Genomic DNA, 13,260 nt, shown 5'->3' with positions numbered 1-13,260 from the left:
GATCAGCGGCTGAAGAGCGGCTCCCCCGGGACCGCCGCCTCCGGGGGCAGCAGGGCCAGGTCCAGGCCTCGCACCAGGCGGGCGCGCAGCACCTCGTCGGCCGCGAGCGCCTCGGCCACGCGCGGCACCGTCGCGGCGGGCGCCGTGCCCGGGGCCAGGGCGAGGGCGAGGGTGCCGTCGGCCTCGGCGGACGGGGCCAGATGGGCGCGCAGCACGCCGGGCTCGGCGGCCAGCACGGCGCGGAGCGCCTCCGCGACGGCCGGGTCGGCCAGGGGGTCGGTGCTCTGCCGGCCCTCGGCGAGGGCGAGCAGGGCCTGGCCGGTCAGCGGGTACGTGACCGGGCCGGCGAGGTCGAGGACGACCGTGTCCGCCTTCTCGTGCGCGGCGGCCTGCAGGGCCTGGTGCAGGGGCACGGCCACGGGGCGGGCGTCGGCCCGCCAGCGGGCCAGCGTCTCGAGGGAGGTGAAGGCGGGGAGGGCCTTGCGGCCGTCCGGGGCCTGCAGGGTGGGGACGGCCATGTCGCTGGTCTTCTCGCGCTTGAGCCCGTCGGGTCCGGTCTCCACCTCGCCGAGCACGGCGACGACGGGGACGAGGAGGCGGGCGCCGCGGAGGGCGGCGAGCACGCGGGGCTCGCCGGTGGCGGGGTCGGCCGCCCACGCGGCCAGGGCCTCCGCGAGAGCGGGGTCGGCGGAGCCGTCGTCTTCGGCGAAACCGGGGTCAGGGATGTTCTTGAGGGCCACGGGGCCAGCGTATCGGGGCGCCTTCCTCGGTTCGTCGGTGCGGGTCATCTGTGGTTGCCCGCGCAGTTCCCCGCGCCCCTGACGGGGCGCGGAACCGCGGTCACCGTCGTCGCAGTGCGAACGCGACGCCCAGCAGCAACATCCCGGCCACGCCGGCGAGGACCGCCGCCGTGCGGGGGCCGTTGTCGCCGGAACCGCTCGGACGGGGCAGGGGTCCCGCCCCGAAGTACCGTGCCCCGTACGTTCGGGGCACCACATCCTCGCGGCCCGGCCGTGACGCATCCGCGACGGCCGCCGCCGCGTCCACCAGACCCGCCCCCACCCCGTCGTTGCGGCCCCCTGCCGGTGCGTCCTGGGCCGTAGCCGCCAGCAGGCGACGTACCTGCACCGGGCTCAGCCCGGGGTGCGCGGCGCGGATCAGTGCGACGCAGCCCGAGACGAAGGCGGACGCCGCGCTCGTGCCCCAGCCCTCGTAGTAGCGGCGGTCGGGGTCGGCGATCACCACGTCGACGCCGGGCGCGCTCACGGCGGCGTACCACCGGCTGGTGGAGAACGCCGCGCGGTTGCCGTAGCGGTCGACGGCGGTGACGGCGATGACGCCGGGGTAGGCGGCCGGGTAGGAGACGTGATCGCCGTGCTCCCCGCCGTTGCCGGCCGAGGCGACGACGACGGCGCCCTTGGCGAGCGCGTACTGGACCGCCGCGTCCTCCCCCGCTTCGGGGTGGGCTGTGTCGCTGTCGTCCCCGAGGGACAGGTTGATCACGTCGGCGCCGTGGTCGGCGGCCCAGCGGATGCCGGCCGCGAGGGCGCCGCCGCGCGAGCTGCGGGCCTTCGGCCGGGCGGGGTCGTTGTCCTCCAGGATCACCCGCACCGGCAGGATCCGGGCCTCGGGCGCGACGCCCACGACGCCGTCGCCGTCCTCCTGGCCGTGCCCGCGCCCGGCGATGATGCCGGCCATGGCGGTGCCGTGCCGCGCCCAGGCGCGGTCCCCGGGCGCGGCGCCGAAGCCGATGAAGTCCTTGCCGGGCAGCACCCGGCCGCGCAGGTCGGGGTGACCCTCGTCGACTCCGGTGTCGAGGACCGCGACGGTGATGCCGGCACCCTTGGTCGTCCGCCAGGCGTCCTGGACGTGCAGGGCGTCCAGCGCCCACTCCTGGTCCCGTATCGCATCGGCGCCGGCCGGCCCGGCGGACAGTGCGACGAGCGCGGCCGCGGTGGCGACGGCGGTAAGGGCGCGGGTCCTCACGGGGTCTCCCCGTCCGGAGTGCGGGCCGCCTCGCGGTAGCCGCGCTCCAGTTGTGCGGCCAGCGCCGTCGCGTCGTTGCCGAGTCCCGCCTGGGCGGCGACCGTGGTGGCACCGCGGGCGACGGCCTCGGGTGCGGGCTGCGGCGGCACGCCGGTGCGGCCGTCCGCGAAGCCCGTGACCGCGTAGACCACGGCCGGGACATCCGTGAGGACGGTGATGCGCCAGCTGGCGCGCTGCGCGTCGCCGAAGTGCTCGGCGACGGTGCCCGCGGGGGCGTAGGGGCGGGGCATCAGGTCGGTGCGCTCGTCGAGGTGTTCGTCGGAGAAGCGGTGGTCGAGGGCGCGCATGCCCGCCCGGCCGGTGTCCGTGATCAGCAGGCCGACCGTGGTGACGCGGGTGGAGGTGGCGTCGGCGTACGTGGCGCGCAGCAGGCGCCGGCAGCCGGCCGGGGCAAGGGCCCGGGCCAGCAGCGGGTCGAAGGCGCCGGTGCAGTCGCCGTCGGGGGCGACACCGAGGCGGGTCCAGTCGCGGGCGGCGCCGCCGGGTCCCGCCGCGTCGCTGTGGACGGCAGGGGGGAAGAGCCGGTCGACGGGCACCTCCTGCCAGCGGGTGGCGCCGCGCGCGTAGGAGGCCTCGGTCGCGGACGGTGCGTCGGGCCCGTCCACGAGCCAACTCCCGGCCAGCGCCCCGGCGATGAGCCCGGTGCCGAGCACCGCGCAGACGGCCGCCGCGACGGTGCGTCCGGTGATGTGCCGAGGCGGGCGGGCGGGATACGGCGGGATGCTCCCCCTGCTACCTCCCCCGGCTACCGCTGGGGGTGCCCCCATCGGTGCCGCCGGGCAGGGTGGGGCGTCCGCTTCGGTGCTCACCCTGTGTGCTCCCCCTCGCGAGCCGGCTCGCCGTATCGCCCGATCGCCTTTCGGGGCAGGCTGGTTCGTAACACGACATCTCGCCCCACGGCTCGGCGGCCGGGCGGCGGCGCCACTCTACGGGGCCTCCGGCGGCCCCGGCCATTCGCCCTCGCCCGGCCCCTGTTCAGCGGTGATCGGCTCTGGCAAGCTGCGCCCATGCCGTCAGCGACAGCACCTCGCGTCACCGGCTCCCCCTCCGACCGGACCCGCTACGACCGGGCCACCGGCGGTCTGACCGCGCCGCTGGCCGTGGTCGACCTCCGGGCCTTCGACGCCAACGCCGCCGACCTGGTGCGCCGGGCGCGGGGCAAGCCGGTGCGGGTGGCGAGCAAGTCGGTGCGCTGCCGGGCGCTGCTGGAACGGGTGCTGGCCCGCGACGGGTTCTCGGGGGTGCTGGCCTTCACGCTCGCCGAGGCGTTGTGGCTGGCGCGTTCGGGCGTCGAGGACGTGCTGCTGGCCTACCCGTCCACCGACCGGGCGGGGTTCGCCGAGCTGACCTCGGACGCGAAGCTGGCGCGCGCGGTGACGGTGATGATCGACGATCCGGCCCAGCTCGCCCTGGTCGAGTCCGCCCGCGCGGGACGCGAAGTGGTGCGCGTCTGCCTGGAGTTGGACACCTCGCTGCGGCTGCTCGGCGGCCGGGTGCGGCTGGGGGCGCTGCGCTCCCCGGTGTACGCCCCGGAGCGCCTGGCGGAACTGGCGCGCTCCGTCGGGCGCCGGCCGGGCGTGCGGCTGGTGGGGCTGATGGCGTACGAAGCCCATGTGGCCGGCGTGGGCGACGCCCCGGCCGGGCACCCCGTACGGGCCCGGGCGGTGCGGCTGATGCAGGCCGCCGCCCGCCGGGAGCTCGCGGTGCGCAGGGCGGAGGCCGTGGCGGCGGTACGGGCGGTGGCGGACCTGGAGTTCGTCAACGGCGGCGGCACGGGCAGTGTGCAGCACACGGCGGCCGAGGCGGCGGTGACGGAAGTCGCCGCGGGGTCGGGGCTGTTCGTGCCGCGCCTCTTCGACGACTTCACCTCCTTCCGCGGCCGCCCGGCGGCCCTGTTCGCGCTGCCGGTGGTGCGCAGGCCGGGCGTGGGCGTGGTGACCGTGCTCGGCGGCGGCTACCCCGCCTCCGGCGCACCGGGCCGCGACCGGCTGCCGGTTCCGCACCTGCCGGCGGGGCTGCGGCTCGCGCCGCGGGAGGGGGCGGGGGAGGTGCAGACGCCGCTGCTCGGCCAGGCGGCCGATGATCTGCTGATCGGCGACAAGGTGTGGTTCCGGCATGCGAAGGCGGGCGAACTGTGCGAGCGATTCGCCGTGTTGCACCTGGTCGACGGGGACCGGGTCACGGAGACGGTGCCCACGTACCGGGGCGAGGGGTACGCGTTCCTGTGACCCCGCACCACGGCGCCCTGTAAGGGGCGCGGGGAACTGCGCGAGCAACCACGACGCTCCCGCAGCCGAGGTACTCGGGGCTACGCCCCGGACCTCTGGGGTGGTGCCTCGGCTGCGGGCCGGTGGGGGCTGGTCGCGCAGTTCCCCGCACCCCTTCGGGGCGCCTCAGAACGCCCTGTCCACCTGGTCCGGCACCACAGTGCCGTCCGCCCGCCGCACCGGCCCGTGCGAACCGTCCGGCGCGGTGTACGCGCTCGTCGCGCACGGGTACGCGCCCGACTTCCGCGGCATCGGGTCGATGAACATCGGGTTCGCCACCCAGCGCCCGTCCTCGTCGTCGTACGCCCGGCACATCAGCTCGGCCTTGTTCCGGTTGATCGCGACGTGCGCGCCCGTCGCGTCGCCGACGAACGTCACGTCCGTGTCCGCGTCGCCCGCGCCGAGCGCGATGCGGTGCGCGGCGTCCTGCCGTTCCCACGCCTTCGCGCCCTTGATCTTGAAGATCTCCTGGTTGATCAGGCACCGCTTGCCGTCCATGTACGGCAGCGCCTCGCCCATCCCGTCCGGGACGTCACCGCAGCCGCGGATGCCGGTGGTCAGGCGGCCCTTCTGCACGATGCTGCGGATGCCGATCGTGTGCTTGCGGTCGATGCCCACGCCGCCCGACCACGCCTCGGCGATCGGCTCGGAGGAGGCCGAGACGATATAGACGTCGAATCCGGCCTTCTTGAGCGTGCGGATCAGGTCCTTCTGCTGGTCGTAGTAGCGCACGTACCCGGCCAGCTTGTGCGTGCCGACCGTCTGCGTGCTGCCGACGGGCGCGGCCAACTGCTCGGCACGGGCCTTGCGGGCGAAGGAGGTCAGGGCGGCCGGGGTGTGCCCGGCGAAGAGCTGCGGGATCCAGGCGTACACCGGCACGGTGCGCCGGTGGTTCCAGTCACCGGCGAAGGCGGCGGCGCCGCCCATGGTCTGCGACTTCTCGCGGATCTCGAAGATCTCGTCGGCGCAGGCGGTGTTGCGGGAGGTGGGCAGCGGACGGCCGGCCGGCACGGCGGTGCCGCAGGCCCGGGTGAGGGCCTCGTCGGCGGCCGGGGTCAGCCACTTGCTGGTGTCCTTCCAGGACTTCGGCCGCAGGATCTTGTCGTGCTGCAGCGCCCAGGCGAGCGTGGCGTCGGTGATGTCGTTCTTGACGACGGTGTTGTCCCAGTCGAAGGCGGCGACGGGACGGGGACCGCCCTTGCCCGAGCACGTGCCGCGCTCGTCGATCATCTTCTGCAGCTTCGCGCGGTTGTCGCCGGACCAGGCGAGGTTCTTGTCCAGCTGCGGGCACGCGGCCCGTGTGCCGTGGGCGGTCGCGGCTCCGGCGGGCAGCGGGGCGGCGAGGGTCGCGGCGGCAGCGAGGCCGACGACTATGGCGGTCTTCTTGCGCATCAGAACTCTTCGGTGCAGGAAACGGAAAACGGGCAGGGCGGAGCAGGACGACGAAACCGACCGGACGGCCGGTTCCGTTGCCCGATCATGGACCCTACAGCGGGGTCACATAGGCGCCCGCGATGCCTCCGTCCACGAGGAACTCGGCGGCGTTGACGAACGACGAGTCGTCGCTGGCGAGGAAGGCCACGGCGGCCGCGATCTCCTCCGGCTCGGCGAACCGGCCCACCGGCACGTGCACGAGCCGGCGCGCCGCCCGCTCCGGGTCCTTGGCGAACAGCTCCTTGAGCAGCGGGGTGTTGACCGGCCCGGGACACAGCGCGTTGACGCGGATGCCCTCGCGGGCGAACTGCACACCCAGTTCGCGGGACATGGCCAGCACGCCGCCCTTGGAGGCGGTGTAACTGATCTGCGAGGTGGCGGCGCCCATGACGGCCACGAAGGAGGCGGTGTTGATGATGGAGCCCCGGCCCTGCCGCTGCATATACGGCAGGGCGGCCTTGCAGCACAGGTAGACGGAGGTCAGGTTGACCTCCTGGACGCGCCTCCAGGCGTCGAGGCCGGTGGTGAGGATGGAGTCGTCGTCGGGCGGGGAGATCCCGGCGTTGTTGAAGGCGACGTCGACCGAACCGTAGGTGTCGAAGGCCGTCCTGAACAGCGCCTCGACCTCCTCCGGGCTGGTGACGTCGACCTTGACGAACAGGCCGCCGACCTCGTCGGCGGCGGCCTTGCCCGCCGTCTCGTCGATGTCGGCGCAGACGACGTGCGCACCCTCGGAGGCGAGCCGCCGCGCGGTGGCCAGTCCGATGCCGCTGCCGGCTCCGGTCACGACGGCCGTGCGGCCCACGAGGCGTCGGCAGACGGGGGTCTGGTCGGTCACTTGCTCTCCTCCGTATCGATGAAGACGTTCTTGGTCTCGGTGAAGGCGGACAACGCGTCGGGGCCCAGCTCGCGGCCCAGGCCGGAGCGCTTGAAGCCGCCGAAGGGCGTCCAGTAGCGCACGCTGCTGTGGGAGTTGACGGAGAGGTTGCCCGCCGCGACGGCCCGCGAGACGCGCAGGGCGCGGGCGACGTCCCGCGTCCACAGCGAGCCCGACAGCCCGTAGTCGGTGGCGTTGGCGAGCCGCACCGCCTCCTCCTCGTCCTCGAAGGGGATGACGACGGCCACCGGCCCGAAGATCTCCTCGACCGCGGCACGGTCCCCGGGGCGGCCCTCCAGCACGGTCGCCGGGTACCAATAGCCCTTGCCCGCCGGGGCGTTGCCGCGGATGGCGGCGGGCGCGGTCTCGGGGACGTACGAGCGGACGCGTTCGCGGTGCGCGGCGGAGACGAGCGGGCCCATCTGCGTGCCGGGGTCGGCGGGGTCGCCGGTGACCCAGGACAGCACTGCGGGCTCCAGCAGTTCGAGGAAGCGGTCGTACACGGAGCGCTGGACGAGGATGCGGCTGCGGGCGCAGCAGTCCTGGCCGGTGTTGTCGAGGAACGAGCCGGGGGCGGCGGCCGCGGCGCGCTCGATGTCGGCGTCGGCGAAGACGATGTTCGGGTTCTTGCCGCCGAGTTCGAGGGTGACGCGTTTGACGTCCTGCGCGCACGTGGCCATGATCTGCCGCCCGACGGCGGTGGAGCCGGTGAAGACGACCTTGGCGACGCCGGGGTGCCCGACCAGGGCGTTGCCGGTGACCGGCCCGGCCCCGGGCAGGACTTGGAGGAGTCCTTCGGGCAGCCCGGCCTCCAGGGCGAGTTCCGCCAGCCGCAGGGCGGTCAGCGGGGTGGTCTCGGCAGGCTTGACGAGCACCGCGTTGCCGGCGGCCAGCGCGGGGGCGAAGCCCCACGCGGCAATGGGCATGGGGAAGTTCCAGGGGGCGATGACGGCGACGACGCCCAGCGGCTCGTGGAAGGTGACGTCCAGCCCGCCGGCCACCGGGATCTGGGCGCCGAGGAGGCGTTCCGCTCCCCCGGCCGCGTAGTCCAGCAGGTCGCGGACGTTGCCCGCCTCCCAGCGGGCGTTGCCGATCGGGTGGCCCGCCTCGCGGACCTCCAGGAGGGCGAGTTCCTCCAGGTGTTCGTCGACGGCCGCGGCGAAACGGCGCAGCGTGCGGGCGCGGTCGCCGGGGGCGAGGGCGGCCCAGCGGCGCTGGGCGTCGATGGCGCGGCGGACGGCGGCGTCCACTTCCTCGGGAGTCGTGGCCCGTACGGTGGCGACCAGCTCCTCGGTGGCGGGATTGACTACGTCGTGCTCGTGCAACAGATCTCCTTGCTCAGCGGGCTTGGCGAAGTGCGGTGCGTGACCGCGCCCCGAAGGGGCGCGGGGAACTGCGCGACCAGCCACGACGAGCCCGCAGTTCGCTCCGGCGGCCAGGCTCGGCCTGCCTGGCAGCGAACCCGTCCTGCGCCGGTCACATCACAGCCGCTCGAAGCAGCGGAAGCGCTCCCAGTCCGTGACGGCGGTGTCGTACGCCTCCTGCTCGACGCGGGCCATGTGCCGGTAGTGCTCGACCACGTCGTCGCCGAAGGCGGCGCGGGCTATCGGGCTGGCCTCCCACAGCTCGGCCGCCTCGCGCAGGGTGGCCGGAACGTGTTCGGCGTCGCCCGCGTAGGCGTTGCCCGTGCACACGTCGGGCAGTTCGAGTTCGTGCTCGATGCCGTACAGCCCGGCCGCGACCATGCCGGCGACGGCGAGGTAGGGGTTCACGTCGCCGCCCGGCAGCCGGTTCTCGAAGCGGTGGGAGTGTCCCCGGCCGACGACGCGCAGGGAGCAGGTGCGGTTGTCGGGGCCCCAGGCCACGGCGGTGGGGGCGAAGGAGCCGGGGCGGAAGCGCTTGTAGGAGTTGATGTTGGGGGCGTAGAGCAGGGTGAAGTCCCGCAGGGCGGCGAGCTGTCCGGCGAGGAAGTGCTGCATGACGCGGGACATGCCGTAGGGGCCGCCGTCGTCGGCCAGGACGGGGTGCCCGGCCTCGTCGCGCAGCGAGAGGTGGATGTGGCAGGAATTGCCCTCGCGCTCGTCGTACTTGGCCATGAAGGTGAGCGCCATGCCCTCCTGGGCCGCGATCTCCTTGGCGCCGGTCTTGTAGACGGCGTGCTGGTCGCAGGTGGTGAGCGCGTCGGCGTAGCGGAAGGCGATCTCGTGCTGGCCGAGGTTGCACTCGCCCTTGGCCGACTCGACGGTCATGCCGGCCGCGCCCATCTCGTTGCGGATGCGGCGCAGCAGGGGCTCGACGCGGCCGGTGCCGAGGACGGAGTAGTCGCAGTTGTACTGGTTGGCGGGGGTCATGCCGCGGTAGCCGCGGTTCCAGGCCTGCTCGTAGGAGTCCCGGAAGACCATGAACTCCAGCTCCGTGCCCGCGTACGCGGTCCAGCCGCGCTCGGCCAGCCGGTCGAGCTGGCGGCGCAGGATCTGCCGCGGGGAGGCGAGGACGGGCGAGCCGTCGTGCCAGGCGAGGTCGGCGGTGAGCAGGGCGGTGCCGGGGTTCCAGGGGGTGCGGCGGAGGGTGCCGAGGTCCCCGTGCAGGGCGAAGTCGCCGTAGCCGCGCTCCCAGGAGGACATCGCGTACCCGTCGACGGTGTTCATGTCGGTGTCGACGGCGAGGAGGTAGTTGCAGCCCTCCGTGCCGTGGTCGAGGGCGTCGTCGAGGAAGAACCGGGCGGCGAACCGCTTTCCCTGGAGCCGTCCCTGCATGTCCGTGAAGGCGAGGACGACGGTGTCGATCTCCCCGGTGTCGACGAGCCTGCGCAGTTCGTCGACGGCGAGCGGGGGTGTGCGGTCTGCCACGGTGGTGCCTCCTGTCGGGCCTTCGTCGGTGCGACCGGAGGTCTTAAGGTAGGCCCGTAGACCATTGGTTGGGAAGGGGTCCGATGAACGAGGATGCGGATACGGCGGAGCGGCTGGCGCCCGTGCTGCGGCCGGTCCGTGCGGGCAACGGCTTCGAGGAGGCCCTGGAGCAGATACTCCAGATCGTGCGCCTGGGCCTGGTGGCGCACGGCGAACGGCTGCCCGCGGAGCGGGAGTTGGCGGACCGGCTGCAGATCAGCCGGGTGACGCTGCGCGAGGTGCTGAAGGTGCTCCACGACCAGGGGCTGGTGGAGAGCCGGCGCGGCCGCTACGGCGGCACGTTCGTGCTGGCCCGGCCCGCGGCCTCCGGCGAGGCCGAACTGCGGCGCCGGATCGCGGCGGTGGACGTCGAGGACACGCTGCGCTTCCGCGAGGTGCTGGAGACGGGCGCGGCCGCACTGTGCGCGGCGCACGGGCTGACCGGGGAACAGGCGCAGCGCCTGGAGGCCGCCCTGGCCGCCACGCATGACGCGCCGCTGGCCGACTACCGCCGCATGGACACGCGCCTGCACCTGACCCTGGCCGAATTGTCGGGCTCCCCCTCGCTGGCCGCGCAGTACGCTGCCGTGCGCGCCACGGTCAACGACCTGCTGGACTGCATTCCCCTGCTGGTACGGAACCTGGAGCACTCGCAGCGGCAGCACACCGCGCTCGTGGCGGCGGTGCTGGACGGGGACCCGGACCGGGCGCGCGCGGTGATGCGGGAGCACTGCTGCGGCACGGCGGCGCTGCTGCGGGGATTCCTGACGTGACGGGCGGGAAGTCCGTCCGCGTTACTCCGGTTTAACGCAGGGGGGTTGTGTTTCCCGGCCCGACCCGGCAAAGGTATGGCGCAAAACCATTGCCCGAAGGAGCGGCTCATGGCCGATCGCACGGCGCCCGCCTGTTCACCCTCCCCCGCGGACTCCTACCTGGAGAAACGCACACTGCGCCGGGGCAGCGCAGGCCCCCTGCTGCTCACCGGCCTCGGCGTGGCCTACGTCGTCTCCGGCGACTACTCCGGCTGGAACTTCGGCCTGGCACACGGGGGTTTCGGCGGACTCGCCGCGGCCGCGGCCCTGATGGGCGTGATGTACACCTGCATGGTCTTCGCCCTGGCCGAACTGGCCGCCATCCTGCCCACGGCGGGCGGCGGTTACGGCTTCGCCCGGCGCGCGCTCGGCCCGTGGGGCGGCTTCCTCACGGGGACGGCGATCCTCATCGAGTACGTCCTGGCACCGGCCGCCATCTCCATCTTCATCGGCGACTATGTCGCGTCGCTGCACCTGTTCGGACTCACCTCCGGCTGGCCGGTCTATCTGGCGTGCTTCGCCGTCTTCATAGGCATCCACCTGTGGGGCGTGGGCGAGGCACTCCGCTTCTCCTTCGTGGTGACCGGCATCGCGGTCGCCGCGCTGCTGGTGTTCGCCGCCGGGGCGTTCACGCACTTCGACGCCGGGCGCCTGAACGACATCCCCGTCGACCACTCCGCCCTCGGGGCCTCCTCCTGGCTGCCGTTCGGAGTGCTGGGCATCTGGGCGGCGTTCCCGTTCGGCATGTGGTTCTTCCTCGGGGTCGAGGGGGTGCCGCTGGCCGCGGAGGAGACGAAGGACCCGGCGCGCACGCTCCCGAAGGCGATGGCGACGTCCATGGGCATCCTGCTGCTCCTCGCCCTGCTCACGTTCGTCGCCGCAGGCGGGGCGGGCGGGGCGGACGCGATCAAGGACGCGGGCAACCCGCTGGTGACGGCACTGCAACCGGACGGGCACGCCACGGCCCTGAGCAGGATCGTCAACTACGCCGGTCTGGCAGGCCTGGTGGCCTCCTTCTTCTCCCTCATCTACGCCGGCTCGCGCCAGCTGTTCGCCCTCTCCCGGGCCGGCTACCTCCCCCGCTTCCTCTCCCTCACCAGCCGCCGCAAGGCCCCCTGGCTCGGACTGCTGGTACCGGGCACCCTGGGCTTCGCCCTCGCCGCGGCGACGGGGGACGGGGCACGCATGCTCAACGTCGCGGTCTTCGGCGCCACCATCTCGTACGCGCTGATGTCGCTCTCCCACATCGTGCTGCGCCGCCGGGAACCGGGACTGGCGCGCCCGTACCGCACACCGGGCGGCACGGCGACGTCCACCGTGGCGTTCGTACTGGCCTGTTCGGCGCTGGTGGCCACCTTCCTCGTGGACGTGACGGCGGCCTTCATCGCACTGGGCGTCTACGCGGTCGCGGCGGCCTACTTCGGGTTCTACAGCCGCCACCGGCTGGTGGCGAACGCACCGGAGGAGGAGTTCGCCGCGCTGGCGGCGGCGGAGGCGGAACTCGAATGACCCGCGCAATCGAAAGGACCGTACGGAACATGCCCGTTCAGCCCCTCATCGGCGTCACCACCTACCTGTGCCGGGCCCGCTGGGGCGTCGCGTGGGACCTCCCGGCGGCGCTGCTGCCGGACGCGTACCCGCAGTACGTCCGGCGCGGGGGCGGCCTGGTGGCGATGCTCCCGCCGGACGACCCGGCGGCGGCGGGCGCACTGGTGCGCCGCCTGGACGGTCTCGTCCTGGCGGGTGGCGAGGACTTGGACCCGGCCCTGTACGGGGAGCGCCCGCACGCGCGTACGGGCACGCCGGTGCCGGAGCGGGACCGCTGGGAACTGGCCCTGCTGGAGACCGCGTTGGAGCAGGGCGTGCCGGTGCTGGGAATCTGCCGCGGCATGCAGCTGATGAACGTCCACGCGGGCGGCACGCTGTGCCAGCACCTGCCGGACGAGGTGGGGCACGAGGGGCACAACCCGGTGGTGGGGGCGTTCAGGGAGCATGCGGTGACGGCGGTGCCGGGGACGCGGACGGCGTCCCTGCTGGGGGCGACGGTGAATGTCGCCACGCACCACCACCAGGGGGTGGCCCGCCTTGGCGAGGGGCTCGTTGCCAGCGCGTTTGCGGAGGACGGGACGGTGGAGGCGGTGGAGTTGCCCGGTTCCGCTTTTGCGGTGGGGGTGCAGTGGCACCCGGAGGTGGGGGACGAGTACGGGCTGGTGCGGGGGGTGGTGGAGGCGGCTGGGGGGTGAGGCGCGGGTGACGCCCCAGGTCGTTCGGTAACCTGCCGGGGATCACTCGTGCGGGGGAGGAACAGGCGTTGCCGTTGACAGAGCTGGCAGGCGAGATCGCCGCGGTCCATGTGGAGCGGGGTCGCCCTGCCGCGCTGGTCGGCGAGTTCCGGAGGGCGCCGGTCCTGGTGCCGTTGGACGGGGCGGGCGGTCTGTGGTCGGCGGAGCTGGGGGGCATCCGCTGGATCTGCGCGTTTACGGACGAGGCTGCGCTGGCGCGGTTCGCGGTCGCACAGGGTACGACGGAGGAGGAGGCGGCGTGGGAGTACCGCACCGTGCTCGGCGCCCGGCTGCTGGACGTGGTGGTCCCGGCGGTGGCCGGCCCAGCTGGGGTGGCACTGGACGTGGGCAGTGAACGCCCCATGCTGTTCCCGCCGGTGAAGGGCATCGTCCCGGACGAGGCGGCGGTGGATGGCGAGGACGAGGCGCGCCATGAGTGACGGCCTCAAGGCGAACAAGGCCGCCATGGACGCCATCGCCGGCGGCATCAACGGCGCCATCGGTGAACTCAAGGGCGTCGGTACCCCGGGCGCGGCCTCGGTCGGCCGCGGTTTCTCCGAGCTCTCCCTCTCCGGGATGGAGACCGGGCACGAGGGACTGACCTCGTCGTTCAAGGAGTTCTGCGACCGCTGGGAGTGGGGTGTACGGGCACTT

At 73.7% G+C, this 13,260-nt stretch carries 12 protein-coding genes and 1 pseudogene; 6 read left to right on the top strand and 7 right to left on the bottom strand.

Going from position 1 to position 13,260, the window contains the following annotated elements; genetic code table 11:
• Positions 1-2 precede the first annotated feature (2 nt).
• The 3 genes from HG542_RS26930 to HG542_RS26920 all read right to left on the bottom strand — a co-directional run bounded on the left by HG542_RS26930 (position 3) and on the right by HG542_RS26920 (position 2,855).
• Positions 3-740 carry an SseB family protein gene (locus HG542_RS26930; RefSeq protein ID WP_171085842.1) on the bottom strand — a complete coding sequence of 246 codons (738 nt, stop codon included), beginning with the start codon at positions 738-740 and terminating at the stop codon, positions 3-5.
• Between the two features lie 100 nt (positions 741-840).
• Complete coding sequence (gene mycP, locus HG542_RS26925) at positions 841-1,986, bottom strand: type VII secretion-associated serine protease mycosin (RefSeq protein ID WP_373313236.1); 1,146 nt, start codon at positions 1,984-1,986, stop codon at positions 841-843.
• On the bottom strand, positions 1,983-2,855 hold the full coding sequence (locus HG542_RS26920) for a hypothetical protein (RefSeq protein ID WP_171085840.1): 873 nt from the start codon (positions 2,853-2,855) through the stop codon (positions 1,983-1,985). Before HG542_RS26920 ends, mycP begins: the two co-directional genes overlap by 4 nt.
• A 198-nt stretch (positions 2,856-3,053) precedes the next feature.
• Between HG542_RS26920 and HG542_RS26915 the strand changes: the two genes are divergently transcribed.
• A complete protein-coding gene (locus tag HG542_RS26915) occupies positions 3,054-4,274 on the top strand; it encodes an alanine racemase (RefSeq protein ID WP_171085838.1) in 1,221 nt (406 codons plus the stop codon).
• A gap of 165 nt (positions 4,275-4,439) precedes the next feature.
• Here HG542_RS26915 and HG542_RS26910 read toward each other — a convergent pair whose 3' ends face one another.
• The 4 genes from HG542_RS26910 to HG542_RS26895 form a co-directional block, all read right to left on the bottom strand.
• Positions 4,440-5,705, bottom strand: a complete 1,266-nt coding sequence (locus tag HG542_RS26910) for an HAD family hydrolase (protein ID WP_171085836.1) — start codon at positions 5,703-5,705, stop codon at positions 4,440-4,442.
• Between the two features lie 94 nt (positions 5,706-5,799).
• On the bottom strand, positions 5,800-6,585 hold the full coding sequence (locus HG542_RS26905; protein ID WP_171085834.1) for a 3-oxoacyl-ACP reductase: 786 nt from the start codon (positions 6,583-6,585) through the stop codon (positions 5,800-5,802).
• On the bottom strand, positions 6,582-7,952 hold the full coding sequence (locus HG542_RS26900) for an aldehyde dehydrogenase family protein (protein WP_171085908.1): 1,371 nt from the start codon (positions 7,950-7,952) through the stop codon (positions 6,582-6,584). The genes HG542_RS26905 and HG542_RS26900 overlap by 4 nt, the downstream gene beginning before the upstream one ends.
• Positions 7,953-8,105: 153 nt before the next feature.
• Entirely contained in the window at positions 8,106-9,473 is a 1,368-nt protein-coding gene (locus tag HG542_RS26895; protein ID WP_171085832.1) for a glutamine synthetase family protein, read from the bottom strand.
• 83 nt (positions 9,474-9,556) lie between these two features.
• Between HG542_RS26895 and HG542_RS26890 the strand changes: the two genes are divergently transcribed.
• From HG542_RS26890 to HG542_RS26870, 5 genes and pseudogenes are all read left to right on the top strand, one after another.
• Positions 9,557-10,285, top strand: a complete 729-nt coding sequence (locus HG542_RS26890) for a FadR/GntR family transcriptional regulator (RefSeq protein ID WP_171085831.1) — start codon at positions 9,557-9,559, stop codon at positions 10,283-10,285.
• Between the two features lie 108 nt (positions 10,286-10,393).
• Positions 10,394-11,833: an ethanolamine permease gene (eat, locus tag HG542_RS26885; protein WP_171085829.1), complete on the top strand. Its 1,440-nt coding sequence runs from the start codon at positions 10,394-10,396 to the stop codon at positions 11,831-11,833.
• Between the two features lie 29 nt (positions 11,834-11,862).
• Complete coding sequence (locus HG542_RS26880) at positions 11,863-12,567, top strand: gamma-glutamyl-gamma-aminobutyrate hydrolase family protein (protein WP_171085828.1); 705 nt, start codon at positions 11,863-11,865, stop codon at positions 12,565-12,567.
• Positions 12,568-12,641: 74 nt separating this feature from the next.
• Positions 12,642-13,046 carry an SseB family protein gene (locus tag HG542_RS26875; protein WP_373313237.1) on the top strand — a complete coding sequence of 135 codons (405 nt, stop codon included), beginning with the start codon at positions 12,642-12,644 and terminating at the stop codon, positions 13,044-13,046.
• Positions 13,039-13,260, top strand: a pseudogene (locus tag HG542_RS26870) (hypothetical protein); the annotation flags it as partial. The gene HG542_RS26875 and the pseudogene HG542_RS26870, both read left to right, overlap by 8 nt.

This window comes from Streptomyces morookaense, assembly GCF_013030945.1.
Lineage (GTDB): Bacteria > Actinomycetota > Actinomycetes > Streptomycetales > Streptomycetaceae > Streptomyces > Streptomyces morookaensis.
Note: the sequence above shows the minus strand (reverse complement) of the source record. Positions and strands in the feature narration are given on the sequence as shown.